This is a genomic window from Sulfurovum sp. NBC37-1 (assembly GCF_000010345.1).
GTDB lineage: Bacteria > Campylobacterota > Campylobacteria > Campylobacterales > Sulfurovaceae > Sulfurovum.
On the sequence record NC_009663.1, the window covers coordinates 1,247,398 to 1,267,148 of the forward strand.

A 19,751-nucleotide genomic window follows, 5' to 3' on the forward strand; every position below is an offset into this window, starting at 1 on the left:
CCTTTCTATTTCCAGTAGTATTTGGCATCCGTGCCAAGAGCGTGTTCGATCTCTAGGAGGCGGTTGTATTTGGCAAGGCGTTCACTGCGTGAGGCCGACCCGCTTTTGAGGTGGCCGCTCTGCATGGCAACGGCAAAGTCGGCGAGGAAGGTATCTGCAGTCTCACCGGAACGGTGGGAAAGAAACGATCTCCACCCGTTCTCTTCGCAGAGCCTGACCGCCGCAACGGTCTCGCTGACCGTGCCTATCTGGTTGAGTTTGATTAGAGAGGCATTGGCCGTATGTTCTCTAATACCGCGGGAGATGAATTTCGTGTTGGTCACAAAGATATCGTCACCAACCACTTCTATCTTGTCCCCGAGCGCAGAGGTGAACTGGGCGAATCCCTCCCAGTCCTCTTCTGCCAAAGGGTCTTCCCAGAGTATGATAGGATACTTGTCAACCCACTCTTTGGCCAGTGCAATGAGGTCATTGCTCTGCATTTTTCCCGCACCGGACCATTTCAGGTCGTAATGCCCTTTTTTGTCAGTCGAGAACGAAGTGGCCGCACTGTCGATAGCTATGGAGATATCTTCTCCGGGACGGTAACCGCTTTTTTCGATCGCTTCTACAATGAGCTCAATGGCTTCTTCGTTGCTGCCGAGATCGGGAGCGAAACCGCCTTCATCGCCGACTGAGGTGGCAAGACCTCTCTCATGCAGCAGTTTTTTCAGCGTATGGAAAGTCTCTGCCACATAGCGCAGCCCTTCGGAGAAAGAGGGTGCACCGTGCGGTACCGCCATGAATTCCTGAAAATCCACACTGTTATCTGCATGTTCGCCGCCGTTGAGGATATTCATGCACGGTACGGGAAGACGTCTTGCTTCCGCACCGCCGAGGTAGCGGTACAGTGGTGTATGCTGACTCTGTGCCGCCGCTTTGGCCGCCGCCATGGAAACCCCGAGGATCGCATTGGCACCCAGACGGCTTTTATCGTCCGTACCGTCGAGTTCGATCAGTGTACGGTCTATCTTTGCCTGTTCCGAAGCATCCATGCCCAACAGGGTCGGTGCGATCTGTTTTACGATATTCTCACAGGCCTTTTTCACGCCCTTGCCTCCGTAACGCTTTTTGTCACCGTCACGCAGTTCATGCGCCTCGTACTCTCCCGTACTGGCACCCGAAGGTACCGAAGCACTCGCTTCCGTACCGTCATCGAGTTCCATCAGTACCCGTACGGTAGGATTGCCCCGTGAATCGAGGATCTCTATGGCGTCGATCGATACTATACTGCTCTTTGACATTTCTTATCCTTTTCTATCTTCCCAGCTCTTTTTCAAGTTTGCCGATGTTCTCTATGGTCTTCAGCACGCTGTCGGGGTTCAGGCTCATCGACTCGATGCCAAGCCGCACAAGATACTCCGCCATTTCCGGATAGTCTGACGGTGCCTGACCGCAGATACCGCTGTGCCGTTTGTTGCGCTTGCATCCTTCGACCGCCATTCTGATCATTTCTTTGACACCCTCGTCGCGTTCGTCATAATCAAACGCGACCACCTGACTGTCACGGTCTACACCGAGGGTAAGCTGCGTAAGATCATTGCTTCCGATGCTGAAACCGTCAAATAGCTTGCTGAAGGCATCTATCTGGATGACGTTATTCGGAATCTCGCACATTACGTAGATCTTCAAGCCGTTCTCGCCCTGTTTGAGTCCGTATTTGGCCATCGTATCGATGACCCTTTGTCCCTCATCCACCCTGCGGCAGAACGGTATCATCAAAGTGACATTATCAAATCCCATCTCGTCGCGTACACGCTTCATGGCCGCACACTCAAGCGCAAAGCCCTCTTCATAGTTGGGATGGGCGTAACGTGATGCCCCGCGGAATCCGATCATGGGGTTGTCTTCTTTAAGCTCAAAGGTGTCACCGCCCAGAAGCGTGGCATATTCATTCGATTTAAAGTCACTCATACGCACGATACAGGGCTTGGGGTAAACAGCCGAAGCGATGGTAGCCACCCCTTCGGAAAGTGTTTTGACAAAGAAGTCTTCCATGGAATCATATGCCTGTGTCAACTCCTGAAGTTTGGCTCTTGTAGCTTCATCCACTTTTTCGGGATGCTTGAGCGCCATCGGGTGGGCTTTGATGTATTCGTTGATAATGAATTCCATACGTGCAAGACCGATCCCGTCGACCGGCAATGAGGAGAGTGAAAAAGCGATATCCGGATTACCGAGATTCATCATGATCTCCGTTTTTGTTTTGGGAAGGTTGCTCAGGTCTGTTTTAATGATCTCGAAATCCAAAATACCTTCATAGATATGTCCCTCTTCCCCCTCAGCACAACTCACTGTCACTTCATCTGCATCTTTGAGAACCTCCGTCGCATTGTCACACCCGACCACTGCCGGAATGCCGAGTTCACGGCTCAGGATCGCCGCATGGCAGGTACGCCCACCTTTGTTCGTGATGATAGCTGAAGCGATCTTCATAATGGGTTCCCAGTCAGGGTTGGTCGTATCGGCGACGAGTACTTCGCCCGCTTTAAAGGTGTCGAGCTCTTTCACGCTTGCGATGTAGTGCGCTTTCCCCTGCCCTATTTTGGTACCTATGGCCTGTCCGGTTACCAGGACTTTGCCTTTCTCTTTAAGGTGGTAGGTTTCCAGGACATTGCCCTTTTTCTGTGACTGAACCGTTTCCGGACGTGCCTGTACCATGTAGAGATGCCCGTCGATCCCGTCCTTTGCCCACTCCATATCCATCGGTTTATGGAAGCCCGCTTTCTGTGAGTAATGGTTCTCCACTTTGATAGCATAGCCGGCCAGTACCATGACATCCTCGTCGGTGATACAGAAACGGTTCTGCTCTTCCTCTGTCGTCGGAACATTCTTCGTATACTCCACCGCAATATTGTCCAGGTTGATCGTATCGGTGAAGATCATCTTTTTCTCTTTGGAACCAAGAGAACGCTTCAGAACCGTTCTGAACCCTTTGTTGTAGGTAGGTTTATGAACATAGAAAGCATCCGGGTTAATGGTACCCTGTACGACATTCTCGCCAAGTCCGAGCGCGGCGTTAATGAATACGACATCTTTGAACCCTGTTTCCGTATCGAGAGAAAACATCACCCCGCTCGCACCGATATCACTACGCACCATCTTCATCACGACCACAGAGAGATAGACTTTGAGGTAGTCAAAATTATTGTCGTATTTATAGTGGATGGAACGGTCGGTAAAGTTGGAAGCCAGACAGCGTTTGTAGGCGTCTATCAGTTCGTCTTCGTTCGAAATATTCAGGTAAGTGTCGTTCTGTCCGGCAAAAGAGGCTTCGGGAGAATCTTCGGCTGTAGCAGAAGATCGGACGGCAAGTGAGAGGCTCTCATCATACTCCTCTTTGAGCTTTGCATAGGCAGAAAGGATCTCCGACTTGAGATCATCGGGGAGCTCACAGTTGTAAACGATCTCTCGAGATGCCTTTCCCGCTTTCTGAAGCGCATCGACACTGGTCACATCGAGGTCATCAAGCAGCGCATGAAGCTTTTCCCACGCACCGTTGCTTTTCAGTACATGTCTGTAGGCACTGGAGGTCACGGCAAAACCGTTGGGAACACGGACGCCCTCCTGTGTCAGGTTTTGGTACATCTCACCAAGAGAAGCGTTCTTTCCTCCGACTTCGGCGACATCCTCAATACCTATCTCATTGAACCATTTGATATTTTTACTCATTGCATACCCTTTTTGATCTAATCATATATTTTAAAAGTTGCTCAAATTTACACATTAAATAAGTATACTACGATTTTTGTTTACCATTTGTTAGTATCCACAAATCTAACACCAATTCAACCATAAATAAATTAACATCAATCTAATAAAACTAATCACTTATTTCTATTTTGGGATTTGGGAAACCTATTATTGAGACTGTATGTAGGGAATAGTCTTGAAATACAAACTTAACATAAGTAGTCAACCCTGAAAAACCTACTTCTCAGACAGACCAACTATTCTATACCATCAATTCTACCACAACCTGTAAAGTATCAGATAAAGATCAGCATATTTTCGTCTTTCTTCGGCTCTGATATGCAGCATAAAGTAAATGACATATGCAATTTTGACTAAAAAAAGCACCACAGAGAAGTTATTCATCCACTTCTTGAGATTGAATGCCGTTGCAGCCAGTAAAAGGTTGGTCTGATCTCCCACAAATCCTTTCAAATAGTTCCTCTGCATCCTATGGTCTGACTTGACATGACCAATGATGGGTTCAATGGCAGCCCGTCTTCTAAACTTCTTTCGTTTTTGTTCTTTCTGGTATTTGGTATCTCGTTTCTTTGGAGTATCAGGAATGCAGATTTTTGTACCGTCTACCTCTTTTGATTGATCACTTTTGTATAGAGATCAAATACTTCTTTATGTTTTTCAAGTTATGCTTCATCGAGGTTTCTTGAAATATCCCTGATAAGAATACCAACAATGGTTCCAAGTTTTTTCATGGCAGCTCTTGCTTTCTTGATCTTCTTTGGATGTCTGAAAAATTGAAGTGAAATACGGTGTCCTTTAATTTCCTTAACATAGGTTCTTCTTAACTGTATGCCTTCTTCTTTGGCAATCTTATGTAGATGATGTATCATCTTGATAGCCAGTTTCCCATCTGTTGGGTAAGTGACGTTCTTTTCTTGCACAGTGGTATCGATTATAACTTGTTTCTCCTCAGCATCTTTACCATGCAATGCAACACTCATTGCAAAGATTGACTCTACCCCTTCTGTTCCGATACGCTGACGGAACTTGACAAGTTCTGTTGCATCACAAGGCAGTGCCGGAACATATTCTGTCATACCGCAGAAGTATTGGTAGTAAGGATTACGTTTCCATTGTAGAACCACATTCTCATCAGAGAGATTCTCCAACTGTTTTAACAGCAGCAGTCCGACCATAAGGCGGATTGGCTTTGCCGGTCTTCCTTCATCACTGTAATATTTGGCAAAGGATTCATCGAAGAATTCCCAGTTTATGGTATCTGCAAGGGCAATGAGAGGATCATTTGAATCCAGCATATCTCGAAGCTGTGAATGAAAAAGATTGGGTTGATTATTTTTAGGGGACTTTGGAAGCAATTTTAACACCTGTTTCGACCAGGAAGTGACCTGTTTTAGTATGTTTATTGGTCGTTATTATACCCTTTTATCGCTTCCAAAGTGCCTGTTTTAAGGAGGTGTTTGGGTTTTTAAGGAGTGACTATATAATTTTATGAGGTTTTACAAACAGGACATTTTGTCCGTTATTGCCAGAAATCAACAAATAATAGAACACTTTGTCTGGATAATGGCTAATTTCAGCCTAAAGGGACATTATCAAATGTTATAAAAACACGAAATACTATAAAAATATACAAATTTAATCTCTTTTCGTAAATAACGAGACATATTGGATATACTATTAATACTGAAATATCGTAATAGCAGGACAAAGTGTTCTGTTAATAAATAGTTATGTTCACAAAATATGAAGAAAAGGAAGTTTTTAATAAATGAAGTTTGAATTGAAACCAGATAATCGAAATTCTTCTGACGAAGACCTTATTAGTGATTTGAAAAAAATCGCCAAAGAACTTAATAAGACAAAAATCACGAGAAAAGAATATGATACACATGGCAGGTATTCAGAAGGAACATTAAGAAAAAGATTTGGTGGCTGGATTAAAGCTCTTGAAAAAGCAGGTCTTTCATCTCTTAAAGATTATGAAATTACAAAGAATGATTTAATCAAAGAACTTAAAAGAATTTCAAACCTTCCTAACGTAAATATTTTAAGTCGAGCAGTTTTCAATACACACAAAAAAATATCGAATACAAGTAAAATAGAACGTTGTTTTGGTTCATGGTCAAATGCACTTAAAGAAGCTGGTTTAACTGTTGAAAGTTCGCAAAACCGATACTCTAACAAAGATTTATTTGAAAACATATTGAATGTTTGGATATATCATGGTAAACAACCAACTGTTACTCAAATGAGTGAAGAGCCATCAAAAATAACTCGAAATACATATAGTAATAGATTTGGTAATTGGAGAAAAACACTAGAAGCTTTTATTGAATATACGAATCAAGAAGAGCCTGAAGCTTTAATAAAAGAAGAAAGCCAACCAAAGAAATTACCCTTAAATTCAATTCATCATAAAACATCAAGAACTATCAACCTTAGATTAAGATTTAGAACATTTCAAAATGATAATTTTAAATGTAAAAATTGTGGAAGGTCACCTGCAACTGACCCAAAAACAATTTTACATGTTGACCATATTTATCCATGGTCTAAAGGTGGCGAAACTGTATTAGAAAATCTACAAACATTATGCTCAGATTGTAACTTAGGAAAAAGTGACTTAGTTTGAAAAAAGAAAACATAACAAATACGAGGAGACCAATAATTTACCCTAGCGGGAAAATTATTGCTCACGACAAACGTTAGCCGCATAAGAAATCACATGAAGAACCCAGACAGAGAATCAGTATCAAGGTTGGAAGATCTTCCAAATATCGGAAGAGCCACTGCCCATGATCTTCATATGATTGGTATCGACCATCCGAAAAATTTGATCGGAAATGATCCCCTCAAAATGTATGAAAAGCTTTGCGCGATATCAGGGAAAAGGCATGATCCATGTGTTATTGATGTGTTTATGTCTGTCATCCATTTCATGGAGGGCGGAGAACCACTACCATGGTGGTCTTTTACCGAGACTCGAAAAAACGAGATGAATCAAAACAGGGAAATAAAATGAAATATGGATATACGATAATATATGTTTCATCCGTAGAAGAAACACTGGAGTTCTATTCTAAAGCGTTTGGTTTTGAAATCAAATTCATTCATGAGTCCAAAGCTTATGGCGAGTTGAACACAGGTGAAACAACATTGGCATTTGCATCCCATGAAATGGGAAATATGAACCTTGGCGGAAAGTACATAAAGGCAAGTGTAGAAGCTGAACCTTTTGGCATTGAATTGGCGTTTGTTACAGAGAATGTAGCATCGGCCTTTAATAAAGCTGTTGAGTCGGGGGCAATCCCAATCAAGGAGCCTGAAGAAAAGCCATGGGGCCAGCTTGTTGGCTATGTTAGAGCAGTGGATGGTTCAGTAATTGAGCTATGTTCACCAATCGGCAGCTAAGAATCACCGCCAGCATTATCTTACAAAAGGAACAGTTATGAATGTTGAAAACATTCCACTAGTTAAATATTTAGGTATTTTTAGAAACCATGATGGCAACCTAGAACTGCCATTTCAGGAAAAGACAGAAAGTTTTTTTCAAACTCAACATGCTGGTTCCCAATTTACATTAGCTGAGACTGCCAGTATAGATTATCTACAAAGTAGATTTCCAGAGCTAATTGAAAAAACTGTTCCAGTTTTTAGAAGTTGTGAAACTAAGTTTAAACAACTTTCAAAAAATAACATTATTGCATTTGCATCAATTGATGATGATATAAAGTCTAAATTTCAAGAACAACTTGAAAAAAAATCACGTGCAAACATTACTATTGACATTAAATTGATTGATAGTGATGGAGTAGAAACATTTAACGGTAAGTTTAACTGGTTTGTTCAAGTAACAAAAAAATAAGATAACAAGACATAGAAGCGAATAAAGTAGCCTTACGACGACTTATTAGCTCTATTCTACCGTTACAAATTTCTTGTTCACGAAATTTAAAACCTTATAATCTAACATATTTTATAAGGTTATTCGCTGTAGCGACGTTTGCGAGCTATAAATCTAAGCCCTTCAATAAAAAACCTTATAAAAAGTTCTATATAGGAGATTTTATAATCTATTCAGTAGCCATTTAAGTCCCTTTATTCTAATCTTGCAATAAAAGGTATACATAAAATCTACACTAAGACACCAGGTGTAAAACATTTTCGACACCTCAGTGTACGTGTCTTGAAGCTGTTTTCTTAAAAGAGTGACAGTCCCTCGCTGCTCTTCTTTCTGAGCTCTTCATTTCGTTTTCTGATCTTCTCTTTTTTCTTCTGTACTTCAACACTTTCCATCTGTTCTGTTCCGACCGCTGTATCAATATTTTTTTGCAGCTTGCTCGTGAAATAATTGTTCTTATACAGCCAACGGTAGATATCTCCCGCCATAGGTGCAGAGGTACTACCACCGTGGCCGCCATGCTCGATGAGGACCGTTACAACGTATTGCGGATTGTCATAGGGGGCATAGGTCGTGATCCAAGCATGGGAACGGTGGAAGTAGGCCAGTTCGGATTCTTTGAGCCTCTTCCCCATTCCCTGTGGTATGGATGTCACCTGGGATGTACCTGTCTTGCCCGCTACTTTAATAGGAAGATCATGCATAAGTCTGTACGCTGTACCATGTGGAATATTACAGACATCGTACATTCCTTTACGTACCTCAGAGATAGATATCGGGTTGAATTTTATTGGAACACTTGTCATATTGATATCTACACCGTTGATACGCTTTGCCACACGTGGTGTAACAAGATTACCCGTGGCTATCAATGCCGTATAGCGTGCTACCTGAAGTGGCGTGACAAGGTCATACCCCTGTCCGATAGCAGCAATGACCGTTTCTCCTAAGAACCATGATTTCTTGAATCGCTTCATTTTCCATGCTTTGTCCGGTATAACACCGTTGTATTCTCTTGGAAGGTCTACACCAGTTTTCACTCCCAGACCGAATGAGCGAAGATTTTTCGCCATCGCATCAATCCCCACTTGAAGGCTTTTCTTGTAAAAGTAAACGTCACAGCTCTGCATGATCGCTTTACGCAGATATACCGTACCATGACCACTATGTTTCCAGCATCGAAATTTATGTTTACTGTTCCCGATGGTCATGTAGCCTTTACAGTATTCGCTCTTCTCCAAAATACCCGGCTTGGCCTTGTCAAATGCCATGGCCATTCCCGGCTTAATGGAAGATCCAGGAGGATAGGTCCCGTGGGTGATCTTGTTGGTAAAAGGATGTGCCAGGTCTTCCTGCAGCGCTTTCCAGTCCTTTGAGCTGATCCCTCCGACAAAAAGATTCGGATCATAAGCAGGATAACTCACCGCTGCAATGATCTCACCCGTTGTTCGCATCACGATTGCCACACCGGTCGCATCACCAAAGTGTTCATAGATCATCTTTTGCAGGTCAATATCGATATTGAGCTCAAGGTTTCTATTGTCTTTGGGTAGCATTTTTTCAAGGACATCAATGGCCTTGTTCCTCGCGGTCACCTTGTTGACCTGGTATCCCAGTTCACCCTGAAGGAAACTGTTGTAATACTTTTCAAGCCCGCTTTTACCCACTTTCCCGACAACATCGACCACTTCATCTGATTCATTTTCTTTGGCATTTGACCTTCCGGTATACCCTATGAGATGGGCTGCGTATCTGCCATAGGGGTAGTATCGTTTCGTCTCTGCTTCTATTTTGATATCATCAAACATACTTAACCTTGGGTATGCCCCCATCATGTCCGCATAGTGTAGGAAATCGACCACTTTGATGTATTTGTGATTGTAGGGAGAACTCTTCTTTTTATATACTTTCATCATCATTGTTTTGTTCAGGTCGGGGAAGGTTTCAATCAGGATATCCACTGCCTGCTCTAACTGGCTCTTCTTCCCCTCGACATTCTTCGTGGAAAGATGCGGTTTTATCGATAGAGAGAACCCGATCTGGTTCATTGCCAGAAGATTCCCGTTACGATCGGTGATCTCTCCTCTTACAGGTTTGATATACTCTTTTCTCTCTATGTTTGCCTTGGCAAGTCCTTCATAATAGAAGTTTGATTTGACACTTACATGATAGAGCCGAGTGATCATCGCTGCCCATACCAGTATGAAAAGCAGCAGTGTTATCTTATATCTCATATCACTACGACCACAAGGAGATCCACGATCAGGGAATAGAGCAGGATATTATCCAACACAATACTGTGGGTACTGAATATGAAATCATAGGCAAGCAAAATACCAAGATATACCACATCGATAAGCAGTACGGTGAGGATCGGTACACATATCTTACACTTTTTCAAATGTGTCAGGGTACCGTAGAAGAGCATATAGACGATCAGTACTGAAATAAGGATCAGAAAAAACGGAAGGGAGAGGTTGAGCTCCAGATTGATGAAATAGATCAGCGAGATCAAAACATAGCCCCACTTTCCCTGGTCTACCCCGCTAATGAAAAGATACCCCATGACACCTACAAGCAACGGCAGGAAAACATAGAATGAGATCAGCATAGGGTAGAAGAGCACAAAGAAGAGTATCAATGCCCAGAAAAGCAGTTTCATCAGATATTTGGTCAGTGTAGGATTTTTCATGAAAGTTTATACACCAGTGCCACTTCGTTGCAGACCGGGAAATGAATACATTTGATGCAGTCTGCCCAGATCTTGTGTTCAGGGATCGCTTCTTTGCTGATCTCCCTGAAACCGAGTTTCTCAAAAAATCCCGGTGTATAGGTCAATACCAATACATCTTCCTCTACATGCAGGGCTTTCGCCTCTTCCACTGCGAATTCAACCAGTTTTTGGCCGATCCTCTGTCCGCGATACGCCTCATTCACGATGAGGCTTCGTATCTCTCCCAGCCTTCTGGAATGGATATGCAGCGCTGTATAACCTACCAGTTTTTCGCCTTCTTTAGCCAGCACATAAGAGCGTATGTTCGTGGCCACTTCATCTTCGCTGCGGTTGAGGATCACCCCGTCTTTTACCTCTGAAAGCACCAGTGACTGCATCTCGGGAATATCTGACAGGTTTGCTTTTACCAGAGTGATCAAACCGTTTTCTCCCCGTCAGGTTTTTTTGTTTCTTCATCGATACCGAAGATCGTACGGAGTATTTCATAATGAACCCTGTCATGGCCGTTCTTTTTTAGATTCGATACGGTAATGGAACCGGGAAATTCACGTTTGAGCTTTGCCCGTTCTTTCTGGTTGAGTTTGTCTATTTTGGTGAACACGGTCAGATAACGCTGATCGGGGCGGATGAACTCAGAAATATACGCTTCCACATCATCGTCTATCTTGGCATGGGGATGACGTGCATCGCGAAGATGGATGAAAAGTCTGATGGATATACGGTGTTCGATGAACTCGACCAGATTTTTCTGCCATACCTCTTTAAGCGACTTGGAAACCTTGGCATATCCGAAACCGGGAAGATCGACAAAACGTACGGGGAAACTCTCTTCATTGTAAAGGTAGCGTGTTTCGAAGAAATTGATCAACTGTGTTTTACCAGGAGTCGCAGAGCTTTTAGCCAGATTCTTTCGCTGTGTCAGGGAGTTAAGAGTTGAACTTTTACCTACGTTCGAGCGGCCAAGGAAGACCACTTCACTCATATCTTCAGGCAGGGAGTCGGCAATACTCTGTGCGGACTTGATAAAAGCAGCTTCTACGACTCGTGGGGCATTCACTTCTTCTCCTCCATATCAAAAATGAATTTAACCGGTTTCTTCCTGCTACCCTTGACTGTTGCATTTCCCGTGGTCATATCCAGAACTATAACATCTCCGTCGATATGACGCTTGTTAAGAAGGTCATCGATGACCGCTTTACCGGTCAGCACATATTTGGAAGTAAGAGGGTAATACTTCACATTCAAAGCACTCCCTTTATAAAACCCTTTTTTCTCTTTAACCTCGAATGTAACAACATTATCTTTACCGACCGCTTCATACATCCTGGTCTCATTGTTCTCGTCAAAATAGACGATGACCTTATCGCCGTGCAGCCAGCTGTCAAGCTGTTTAATTTTGACGTTCCCGATGAAATGCACTTCTTTTTTAAGATCTTCGGCTTTCATGGAGTCAGAGGTCACTTCCACTTTTTCGGCATGCAAAGTACATAGCAACAGAAACGGGAGCAACAGCTTGGTGAAATTCAAAATATAACCTTCTTAAAATTTGATATTTATTATACCATTTTATTACTTTTCGGCCGTATAAAGCACGGCATCGACCTCTTTGGCAAAAAGGATTTTTTTACGGGTATCGTACCAGCCGGTATTGCCATGTACGATATTTTTGTCCATGACCGCTGTGAACTTCGAAGTGATGGTGAGTATCTCCGTCTTTTTGTCATACGCAGCATGTTCTGCTCTGTAGTTAAAACCCTCATTCTGCTTCATTTTTATATGCCCGTCAAGATAGACTTTATTATCGATAAATAGCCCTTTATCTGCCAATAAGTGTTCTATTGCATCCGTATGGTAGACAATATTCTCTACTGTCAAGATATCTCCCTGATGGATACCATAGGTACCAAATGCAGTAAAAACCAGTTTTTTGGTATCAACCTCCACCAGGGTTATATCAGTAAATTCCAATTCCTTTTTAGAAACTTTTTTCATCGATATATTATCAGTAATCTTGATACTATAAGCAAGTGATAATATCGTTACAATTAGTACAGCAAGCAGTAGTTCAAGTTTTATGCCCATAATTCCAAATACTCTTTTTCCAGTCCCTCTTTGACAATAAGATACTCTATCATTTCTCTCACCGCACCATCCCCTCCTCTTTTGGAGAGGACAACCGTAGCAATCCTGTCTACATGTGCAGAGGCATCCCTTGGCACAAAAGAGATCTCGGCCGCCTTGAGCATACTCAGATCATTGAGGTCATCACCTATGGCTGCTACATGCTTCATACTTATATCGAGTCTTTCCAAAAGAGCATCAAGAACCTCTTTTTTGTTCTCGACCCCCTGATAGAAATGCTCGATATGCAGCTCTTTGGCGCGGCGTTCGACAATGGCCGATTTCCTGCCGGTAATGATAGCTACCTGCTTTCCCAGTTTTCTCCAGCTGGCGATGGCAAGACCGTCTTTGACGTTGAAAGATTTTATTTCATCACCGGTCTGTGAATAGGTAATACGGCTGTCAGTCATGGTACCGTCGACATCAAGTACGATCAGTTCTATGCTCACAGTACACCTTTGGTGCTCGGTATACCTGCATTCTCATTGATAGCTACTGCACGTCTCAGTGACACAGCCAGGGCTTTAAAAGCCGCTTCGATGATGTGGTGTTTGTTCTTTCCGCGATTATAGATAAGATGCAGTGTCAATGGTAGATTGAAAGCAAAGGCTCTGAAGAACTCTTCGACCAGTTCTACATCGAACTCCCCTACTTTACCGCCAATAGGCAATTCAAAGACAAGAAAGCCACGGTTGGAGAGGTCAATGTCACAGGTCACACTTGCTTCATCCATTACGACCGTCGCATTCCCGAAACGCTCAATGCTCTTGACAGGGTAGATCGCCTCCCGCAAAGCCTGACCGATCACAATGCCTACATCTTCAACCGTATGGTGGTCATCGATATGTGTATCACCGGTACAGGTTACTTCCATATCGATGTGTGCATGTTTGGTAAATGCTTCGAGCATGTGGTCAAAGAATCCAACACCCGTGTCTATCTTCGCCTGTCCCTTCCCGTAAAGGTTCAGTTTCACCGAGATTTGTGTCTCTTTTGTCTCTCTTGTTACTTCAATCATTTTATCCCCTCATCTTAATTTCGTACAATGAATGCCCCAGACATATCGTTACAGTTTTTAAAGTCTCGTGCTTCATCCTCTGAGCTGAAGCCCATCAGCCATACACGATAGAGCGGCGCACCGTTCACATCCGCGAACTTTTTGATGACCGTCTTGTACTTCGGATAGCGTCCGGCATATTTCTCCCGGTAAATCTTCGCACCTTCATAGCGTCTGAACGCACCCACCTGTACACCGAAGTTCGTCAGTTTCACGCGTGCTTCGGTGTTGGTCCTGCGCGCTTTTGCAATGGCGGCATCAGACTGCACTTTCCCGGCGAACCCGACCACCTCTATCTGTACTTTGGCAATCCCCAATCTGTCAAGCCCGATCTCTTTTCCCGCTTTATAGGAACAGTCTATGATACGTCCTCTCACGAACGGCCCCCTGTCATTGACGCGGACGATCGTGTTCTTGCCGTTCTGCAGGTTGTGTACCCTGACCATCGTGTCCATCGGCCAGGTCTTGTGCGCAGCTGTTCTGGCATACATATTGTAACGTTCACCATTACTGGTGTATTTGCCGTGAAAATTGGGCCCGTACCAACTCGAGATACCATTCATTTTCTGCCCTACTTTTACATAGGTGGGATTATAACGCTTCCCCCGTACCGTATAACAACGCATAGTAGACTTCTGTCTTGCCGCTGACGTATGACCTGACGCCTTGTATATCCGCTGTTTTTTACTTGCACATCCCGTAAACAACATGGTCGAAAATATGAAAACCGCAAGCAGCAGAAGTGTGGAAGATCGTCTCAAATAGGTCCCCGATTGTTTTTGAATATTATCTCTTTATTTCTCTTTATCTACGCTTGTCCGACTAACGTGTCTGGAGCATCTTTTCAAAGGTTTCCCTGCTGACTGGTACAAGCAGAATAGAATCGAGTTCAAGAAAATCGTCTTCGAGTTTGTTGGCTGCCCTGATCTCTTCTACGGAACTGTGGTATTGTTCGGCAATACTCTGCAGTGTGTCCCTCATTTGAACGACATGGGAGACTAGATTGGGTTTGAAGCTTTTTTTCTCCTCTTTCAGTTCATATTTGAGATAGAAAAGTATCATCTTCTCTTCGGGGATCATCAAAGTATACAATGCTTTGTCCTTTGAAACTATACCTTTTTTGAACTGTCTGTTCAAGCTGAGAAGTTCCCGGGGTTTCATCTTCAGCATTTCAGCCAGTCTTCCCAGGTCAGTACCTCCCGATATTTCGACACGGTACAGCTTTTCATCGCTTCGTTCAGGGTTTGCAGAAAAATCGATGAATTTCCCTTCGCCTATCATCGCGGCAAGCAGAATCTTGCGTATGTAATTTCTTGTCTCTTTGGGCAGGTACCTGTCTCTTTCATCGGTCAGAATTTCCAGATCATCACTGCCTGCCAGTCTGATGGCTTTACGAAGACGCCCTTCACCGCAGTTATAGGCGATCACAGCAAGATACCATTTGCCGAACTGTTCATGCAGTTTGCCAAGATAATCGATCGCTGCACTTGTGGCAGAGACAGGATCGCAGCGCTCATCAAAACCGTTACAGACTTCCAGTTTATAGTGCTGGGCTGTAGCAGGCATGAACTGCCAAAGTCCTACCGCCTTTTTTGACGAGACGATATCGGTGGAAAATCCTGATTCTACCATGGAGATGTAGATGAAAAGATCGGACAACCCCTGGTCCATCAGGTAGCCTCTGACCATGGGAGAGAGTATCTCTCCTCTTTGCATGGAACGTTTGTAAAAACGTGTTATCTTTTTCTCGTTCTTATTAACAAAAGCTTCAAAGTCCTCATTGTCGATGTAGGACTCATCCACATCGAACTCTGAAAAAACATAACTGTAAACGGGGTATTTCTCGGCGAGCGAAGTAGAGAACAAAGCTGTCTGTATCAGTAACAACAGAAAGATGATACTTTTAAACGCTCTGTGCATCTTATGCCTTATATCCCAAACAGCCTGGCGGCATTCTCTGTCGTCAGTGTTTCCATCTTTTCACGAGGCAACCCACTGAGTTCACTCATCTTTTCTGCCACAAAAGTACAGTATGAAGGTTCATTGCGTTCTCCACGGTGCGGATGCGGTGTCAGGTAAGGTGCATCCGTTTCGATGAGGAGTTTCTCCTGCGGGATCTTCGGATAGACATTGATGAGCTTCCTTGCATTCTTGAATGTCAGTACCCCGCCGATTCCGTAATAGAAATTCCTGTCAGCAAGTTTCAGCAGAGATTCGTCCGCATTGTAACAATGCAGTACCCCACCCTCCTCTCCGGCATACTTTTGCAACAGTTCGAGAGAGTCCGCACTTGCATCACGGATGTGAACAATCAGCGGTTTCTTTTGCTCTTTTGCCAAAAGGATCTGGTCTATAAAAACCTCTTTCTGGCGTTTCTTTTCAGCTGTGATCTCCTCTTCAGATTCCGGAAGCCTGAAGTAGTCAAGACCGCATTCACCGATGGCGACACACTTGGGATGGATCACATATTTCTCAAGAAAAGTTCGGTCGTAGTTTTGGGCATCGTAGGGGTGTACTCCTACGGCAAAATAGACAGAGTCATATTTTTCCGCGATCCAGACAGCCCTCTCAAGACTCTCCGGATCAGCACCAGGTATAATGAATTTCTCTACACTATTCTCTTCCGCTCTGTGTATCACTTCATCCAGGTCATCATTGTAGCGTGTATCATCCAAATGGCAATGTGTATCTATGATCATCGGTCAGTACCTGCTTTTTTGAAATGGATTATAGCAAAAAATCACAGAATCAGGGAATGGAATCCAAAAACAGAAGTGGGAAACTTTCTCTAATCTTAAATAAGATATAGTTTATATATTAAAAAGGTTGGAGGCTCTTTCTAATGGTTGCATATTTTTTACTCTTTATTATGTTTCTGATCCTTGCTCTGCTTGTCTATAGTGAGAATCGAACTACAAAACCTCATCTAAAAAAAGAAGTTCCCAAACCAAAAATTAAGAAAAAGACAGAAAAACCGGTTACCCCGGAAGAAACTGAAGCCCAAGCAAAAGAAGCAAAAGAAGAGTTGAAAGAGGCTACGGAACTCCAAAAAGAAAAAGCCAGACAACGAGCCCAAAGAGAAATACGGAAGAAAGCAAAAGAAAAAGCTGCCAGAGAAGCATCCGAAGCAAAAGAAGAAGCTGAAAAAGCTGCCGAGAAGGAAGCACAAAGAAAAGCTCTCGAAGAGACAGAAGCCAAAAGAAAAGCCCAGAAAGAGAAAGCTGCCAGGGAGACTGCCCAGGCAGAAGCTAAAAAACAGGCCAAGGAAGAGGCAGCCACAACAGCTAAAGAAGCAAAGGCCCTTCCAGCCTATCCCGACTTCGACCATTCAAGACTGGTTGAGATGGGACTCTCCGATGAAGAAGCGAAAGATTTCGTCAAAGAGCTTATCTCCCAGATAGAAGAACAGTTGCCTCTCATAGAAAAAGCCCTACAGGAGGGGGATTTTCATCAGATGGAGCAATTGACCCACAGTATCAAAGGCTCATCAACCAATATCGGTACAGGTGGTGTTGCCGATCTGCTCATAGACTACAATACATATTTGAAAACAGGAAACGATCCCATACTCTCAAAATCTTACTATGAAGAGCTGAAGATCCAGCTTGAAAGACTCAAAGTGCAGTATCTCTAAGCTTCTGCGCAAATGCTACCGCCTGTTCGGTTGGTTTTTCTCCCGAGATGATACGTGCGATCTCATTGATACGGCCTGCATCACCCAACACTTCCGCCCTGCTCTCATTCCCCTCTTTGGTGACCACGATATGCTGATCAGCCTTTACAGAGAGATGAGGTTGATGGGAAATGGCAAATATCTGATACACTGATGAAAGTTGGGCAATCATTGTTGCAATGGCGATGGATTCATCCCCGCTGACATTGGCATCGATCTCATCGAGTATCAGTACACCCTGCTTGTCAGCACCTTTATCGATGCTGACCGCCATCAGAGCCAGACGAAGACGGTTGAATTCCCCGCCGCTGAGTGTCGCTGTGGTTGAATTGCCAAGCATCATACCGGTTTCATCCATTCCTAAAGTATTCAGGGGCACACTGGTAAACTGAAACTGCATTTGAGGCAGTTTCAGGTTTGCAAGATATTCAGCCAACTTCTTTTCTATCTCCAAAGCCTCTTTTTTACGCGCCTGGGAGATCTTTCCGGCAAGAATGCCTAATTCGCTGTGTTCGAGTGCCAGAAACTGTTCGAGCATACTTTTGTCATGTTCTATGTTCACATAGCCTGAAAGTTCCACTTTTTTAGCCTCTTTATATGCCAATGCCTCTTCAATGGAACCGTAACGGTTCTTCAGTGCAGTCAGGTCACTCAGTCTATCAAGGACCTCTTCGACATCAACTTCTTCCAGTTCGTCTGCAAGCAGTTGTGTGTCTTCAAAATCGGCACGCAGCTGGTTCATCGCTTCGAAGAAGAGATCACCTTCTTTATCCAGTAGATGGTAGACCTCCTCCACGCTGCTTTCAAAATGGAATATCTCCGAAGCGTTCTCAAGCGCCTCTTTGATCTTGTCTATGCGTGAAAGCTGCTGCTTGACCTGAAGCAGCTCCTCTTCCTCACCCGGGCAAGGATCGATGGCCTCTATCTTTTCTATCTCATAGGTAGCGAACTCTATCAGTTCTGCCAGCCTGGTCTCATCTTTTCTTATCTTTGCGAGTTCCTGTGCTTTCTCTCTGTAATTCAGATAGCGTTTTTTGTATTCTTTGAAAAGCTTTTTATATGATTTGTCTTTCGTAAGCAGTGTACTATCGATCAACTCCAAAAGCGTTTCAGAATCAAAACCGCCTTTGTCACGTACACTCAGGTAGCGTACATAAGGAGAAAAAAGTCCGGACAATGCTTTCTTGGAGATATTCTGCCCATCAATGAAATAACGTAGCTTCTCCTTCTTCATTGTCCTGATGCTCAGATCCTCTTCAAGCAGATAGGCTTCACTGGAAAGTTTTGGCGGTTTGATGACATTGAGTTCACAAAGTGCCGCCGCCCCCTGCGTACTGTAACCGAAACTGGAAAGAATGGCAGACATCAACACTGACTTTCCCGCACCGCTGGGCCCGGTAAAGACCACAAGCCCCTGCTCAAATTCAAGCTCGAGTGCCTGAAAGGTCACCAGGTCACGAAGATAGAGACGCTCTACCAATTTCGGTCTCCCCAGTGAAGTTTTTCACGAAGTACAGAGAAGTAGTTGTGTTCCATCCTGTGGATCAGCTTCGCACCTTTTTTGGCACCGGCAATGTAGAGCACATCCCCCTCTTCGAGTTCATACACTTCCTGTCCGTCTATGGAAGCGATGGCACGGTACTTCTCCGCATCCAGTTCAATACTGAAGTCCGCCGGTACGACCAGAGGACGCTGGTTTGCCAAAGAATGTGCCAGTACCGGGGTAATGATGAATGCCTGTGTCAACGGGTAGACAATGGGGCCTCCTGCTGAAAGGTTGTAGGCTGTCGATCCCGTAGGGGTGGAGATGATAAGCCCGTCACCCGTGTAGCTGTTGAAGCGTTCCCCGTCGATCGAAGCATTGACTTTTACCATTTTGGAAGGCTCGGGAGAGGTGATGACCACATCGTTGAAGGCAATGAATTCTTTCTTTTCACCTGATCTTTTTGCAATATATCCTTTGATCATCATACGGTCATCTATCCGGTACTCTCCGGAAAGCAGGCGTCCCAAAAAGGCATCGATATCATCCAGAGTGATATCCGCCAGAAACCCCAGGTTGCCGGCGTTGATACCGACAACCGGTTTATGATATCCGTAGCTGCGGCGGACCAGTGACAGCAGTGTACCATCCCCACCCAGGGAAACAAGAAAGTCAGCCTTGGCACACATTTCTTCAAAAGGCATGCCGTTCAAGTCTATCATCCTTGCAGACTTTTCAGAAAGCATTACACTGATACCTTTGGCTTCGAACTGCGTTTTGATCTTCTCATAAAGAGGTCTGATCTCCGGAGAGTCAGGCTTTAAAATGAATCCGGCTGTTTTTATCTGTATAAGTTTCTCGTTACTCATCGTTTTCCTGAAGGGTTTTGTATCGTATTGGTTGTAGAGTATCATAATCTTGCTTTTGAGGATTAAAAAACTGTCGAATTGTCAGGTTTATTCTTTCAGACTGTATAGAGAATAGACATCCTCTGAAAAAATTTAAAGAATAATTATTATTATTTGACAA

Annotated in this window: 21 protein-coding genes and 1 pseudogene; 5 read left to right on the top strand and 17 right to left on the bottom strand. The window is 43.8% G+C overall.

The window, feature by feature from the left end; all coding sequences use genetic code 11:
• Positions 1–5: 5 nt before the first annotated feature.
• The 4 genes and pseudogenes from eno to SUN_RS13040 all read right to left on the bottom strand — a co-directional run bounded on the left by eno (position 6) and on the right by SUN_RS13040 (position 5,048).
• A complete protein-coding gene (gene eno, locus SUN_RS06260) occupies positions 6–1,283 on the bottom strand; it encodes a phosphopyruvate hydratase (RefSeq protein ID WP_011980901.1) in 1,278 nt (425 codons plus the stop codon).
• Positions 1,284–1,296: 13 nt separating this feature from the next.
• On the bottom strand, positions 1,297–3,711 hold the full coding sequence (ppsA, locus tag SUN_RS06265) for a phosphoenolpyruvate synthase (RefSeq protein ID WP_011980902.1): 2,415 nt from the start codon (positions 3,709–3,711) through the stop codon (positions 1,297–1,299).
• 423 nt (positions 3,712–4,134) lie between these two features.
• Positions 4,135–4,344 (bottom strand): annotated as a pseudogene (locus SUN_RS13775) (transposase); the annotation flags it as partial.
• Positions 4,345–4,415: 71 nt separating this feature from the next.
• A complete protein-coding gene (locus SUN_RS13040; protein ID WP_050748042.1) occupies positions 4,416–5,048 on the bottom strand; it encodes an IS5 family transposase in 633 nt (210 codons plus the stop codon).
• A gap of 473 nt (positions 5,049–5,521) precedes the next feature.
• On the opposite strand from SUN_RS13040, the gene SUN_RS13715 reads away from it, so the two are divergent.
• The 4 genes from SUN_RS13715 to SUN_RS06290 all read left to right on the top strand — a co-directional run bounded on the left by SUN_RS13715 (position 5,522) and on the right by SUN_RS06290 (position 7,618).
• Positions 5,522–6,385, top strand: a complete 864-nt coding sequence (locus SUN_RS13715) for a homing endonuclease associated repeat-containing protein (protein ID WP_011980903.1) — start codon at positions 5,522–5,524, stop codon at positions 6,383–6,385.
• A gap of 93 nt (positions 6,386–6,478) precedes the next feature.
• Positions 6,479–6,775 (top strand): helix-hairpin-helix domain-containing protein, encoded by a 297-nt coding sequence (locus SUN_RS06280; protein WP_011980904.1) that lies wholly within the window; start codon positions 6,479–6,481, stop codon positions 6,773–6,775.
• Positions 6,772–7,164, top strand: coding sequence for a VOC family protein (locus tag SUN_RS06285; RefSeq protein ID WP_011980905.1), 393 nt, complete (start codon positions 6,772–6,774; stop codon positions 7,162–7,164). The genes SUN_RS06280 and SUN_RS06285 overlap by 4 nt, the downstream gene beginning before the upstream one ends.
• A 37-nt stretch (positions 7,165–7,201) precedes the next feature.
• Positions 7,202–7,618 carry a DUF4442 domain-containing protein gene (locus SUN_RS06290; RefSeq protein WP_011980906.1) on the top strand — a complete coding sequence of 139 codons (417 nt, stop codon included), beginning with the start codon at positions 7,202–7,204 and terminating at the stop codon, positions 7,616–7,618.
• Between the two features lie 335 nt (positions 7,619–7,953).
• Here the strand turns inward: SUN_RS06290 and mrdA are convergent, their stop codons facing one another.
• The 11 genes from mrdA to SUN_RS06345 form a co-directional block, all read right to left on the bottom strand.
• Positions 7,954–9,888 carry a penicillin-binding protein 2 gene (mrdA, locus tag SUN_RS06295; RefSeq protein ID WP_011980907.1) on the bottom strand — a complete coding sequence of 645 codons (1,935 nt, stop codon included), beginning with the start codon at positions 9,886–9,888 and terminating at the stop codon, positions 7,954–7,956.
• Entirely contained in the window at positions 9,885–10,346 is a 462-nt protein-coding gene (locus tag SUN_RS06300; RefSeq protein ID WP_011980908.1) for a hypothetical protein, read from the bottom strand. The genes mrdA and SUN_RS06300 overlap by 4 nt, the downstream gene beginning before the upstream one ends.
• Entirely contained in the window at positions 10,343–10,807 is a 465-nt protein-coding gene (locus SUN_RS06305; RefSeq protein ID WP_011980909.1) for an N-acetyltransferase, read from the bottom strand. Before SUN_RS06305 ends, SUN_RS06300 begins: the two co-directional genes overlap by 4 nt.
• Positions 10,804–11,445 (bottom strand): ribosome biogenesis GTP-binding protein YihA/YsxC, encoded by a 642-nt coding sequence (yihA, locus tag SUN_RS06310; RefSeq protein WP_011980910.1) that lies wholly within the window; start codon positions 11,443–11,445, stop codon positions 10,804–10,806. Before yihA ends, SUN_RS06305 begins: the two co-directional genes overlap by 4 nt.
• The gene (lptA, locus tag SUN_RS06315; RefSeq protein ID WP_011980911.1) at positions 11,442–11,915 is read right to left on the bottom strand and encodes a lipopolysaccharide transport periplasmic protein LptA; all 474 of its coding nucleotides are present in this window, start codon (positions 11,913–11,915) and stop codon (positions 11,442–11,444) included. The genes yihA and lptA overlap by 4 nt, the downstream gene beginning before the upstream one ends.
• 42 nt (positions 11,916–11,957) lie before the next feature.
• Positions 11,958–12,380 (bottom strand): hypothetical protein, encoded by a 423-nt coding sequence (locus tag SUN_RS06320; RefSeq protein ID WP_148154667.1) that lies wholly within the window; start codon positions 12,378–12,380, stop codon positions 11,958–11,960.
• Positions 12,381–12,460: 80 nt separating this feature from the next.
• The gene (locus SUN_RS06325) at positions 12,461–12,958 is read right to left on the bottom strand and encodes a KdsC family phosphatase (RefSeq protein WP_011980913.1); all 498 of its coding nucleotides are present in this window, start codon (positions 12,956–12,958) and stop codon (positions 12,461–12,463) included.
• On the bottom strand, positions 12,955–13,527 hold the full coding sequence (gene hisB / locus SUN_RS06330) for an imidazoleglycerol-phosphate dehydratase HisB (protein WP_011980914.1): 573 nt from the start codon (positions 13,525–13,527) through the stop codon (positions 12,955–12,957). The genes SUN_RS06325 and hisB overlap by 4 nt, the downstream gene beginning before the upstream one ends.
• Positions 13,528–13,541: 14 nt before the next feature.
• Positions 13,542–14,327 carry a septal ring lytic transglycosylase RlpA family protein gene (locus SUN_RS06335; RefSeq protein ID WP_011980915.1) on the bottom strand — a complete coding sequence of 262 codons (786 nt, stop codon included), beginning with the start codon at positions 14,325–14,327 and terminating at the stop codon, positions 13,542–13,544.
• Positions 14,328–14,388: 61 nt separating this feature from the next.
• Positions 14,389–15,486, bottom strand: coding sequence for a lytic transglycosylase domain-containing protein (locus SUN_RS06340; RefSeq protein ID WP_011980916.1), 1,098 nt, complete (start codon positions 15,484–15,486; stop codon positions 14,389–14,391).
• Between the two features lie 8 nt (positions 15,487–15,494).
• Complete coding sequence (locus tag SUN_RS06345; RefSeq protein WP_011980917.1) at positions 15,495–16,265, bottom strand: TatD family hydrolase; 771 nt, start codon at positions 16,263–16,265, stop codon at positions 15,495–15,497.
• 143 nt (positions 16,266–16,408) lie between these two features.
• Between SUN_RS06345 and SUN_RS06350 the strand changes: the two genes are divergently transcribed.
• Complete coding sequence (locus tag SUN_RS06350; protein ID WP_011980918.1) at positions 16,409–17,200, top strand: Hpt domain-containing protein; 792 nt, start codon at positions 16,409–16,411, stop codon at positions 17,198–17,200.
• Here SUN_RS06350 and SUN_RS06355 read toward each other — a convergent pair.
• Together SUN_RS06355 and SUN_RS06360 are read right to left on the bottom strand one after the other, a co-directional pair.
• Positions 17,181–18,719, bottom strand: coding sequence for a DNA repair protein RecN (locus tag SUN_RS06355; protein ID WP_011980919.1), 1,539 nt, complete (start codon positions 18,717–18,719; stop codon positions 17,181–17,183). The genes SUN_RS06350 and SUN_RS06355 overlap by 20 nt on opposite strands.
• On the bottom strand, positions 18,713–19,636 hold the full coding sequence (locus SUN_RS06360) for an NAD(+)/NADH kinase (protein ID WP_011980920.1): 924 nt from the start codon (positions 19,634–19,636) through the stop codon (positions 18,713–18,715). The genes SUN_RS06355 and SUN_RS06360 overlap by 7 nt, the downstream gene beginning before the upstream one ends.
• Positions 19,637–19,751: the final 115 nt, after the last annotated feature.

Bases quoted from the DNA above. Each gene is read 5' to 3' on its own strand.
- eno (WP_011980901.1), bottom strand. From the start codon at position 1,283: ATGTCAAAGAGCAGTATAGTATCGATCGACGCCATAGAGATCCTCGAT.
- ppsA (WP_011980902.1), bottom strand. From the start codon at position 3,711: ATGAGTAAAAATATCAAATGGTTCAATGAGATAGGTATTGAGGATGTC.
- SUN_RS13040 (WP_050748042.1), bottom strand. From the start codon at position 5,048: ATGCTGGATTCAAATGATCCTCTCATTGCCCTTGCAGATACCATAAAC.
- SUN_RS13715 (WP_011980903.1), top strand. From the start codon at position 5,522: ATGAAGTTTGAATTGAAACCAGATAATCGAAATTCTTCTGACGAAGAC.
- SUN_RS06280 (WP_011980904.1), top strand. From the start codon at position 6,479: ATGAAGAACCCAGACAGAGAATCAGTATCAAGGTTGGAAGATCTTCCA.
- SUN_RS06285 (WP_011980905.1), top strand. From the start codon at position 6,772: ATGAAATATGGATATACGATAATATATGTTTCATCCGTAGAAGAAACA.
- SUN_RS06290 (WP_011980906.1), top strand. From the start codon at position 7,202: ATGAATGTTGAAAACATTCCACTAGTTAAATATTTAGGTATTTTTAGA.
- mrdA (WP_011980907.1), bottom strand. From the start codon at position 9,888: ATGAGATATAAGATAACACTGCTGCTTTTCATACTGGTATGGGCAGCG.
- SUN_RS06300 (WP_011980908.1), bottom strand. From the start codon at position 10,346: ATGAAAAATCCTACACTGACCAAATATCTGATGAAACTGCTTTTCTGG.
- SUN_RS06320 (WP_148154667.1), bottom strand. From the start codon at position 12,380: ATGAAAAAAGTTTCTAAAAAGGAATTGGAATTTACTGATATAACCCTG.
- hisB (WP_011980914.1), bottom strand. From the start codon at position 13,527: ATGATTGAAGTAACAAGAGAGACAAAAGAGACACAAATCTCGGTGAAA.
- SUN_RS06340 (WP_011980916.1), bottom strand. From the start codon at position 15,486: ATGCACAGAGCGTTTAAAAGTATCATCTTTCTGTTGTTACTGATACAG.
- SUN_RS06345 (WP_011980917.1), bottom strand. From the start codon at position 16,265: ATGATCATAGATACACATTGCCATTTGGATGATACACGCTACAATGAT.
- SUN_RS06350 (WP_011980918.1), top strand. From the start codon at position 16,409: ATGGTTGCATATTTTTTACTCTTTATTATGTTTCTGATCCTTGCTCTG.
- SUN_RS06360 (WP_011980920.1), bottom strand. From the start codon at position 19,636: ATGATACTCTACAACCAATACGATACAAAACCCTTCAGGAAAACGATG.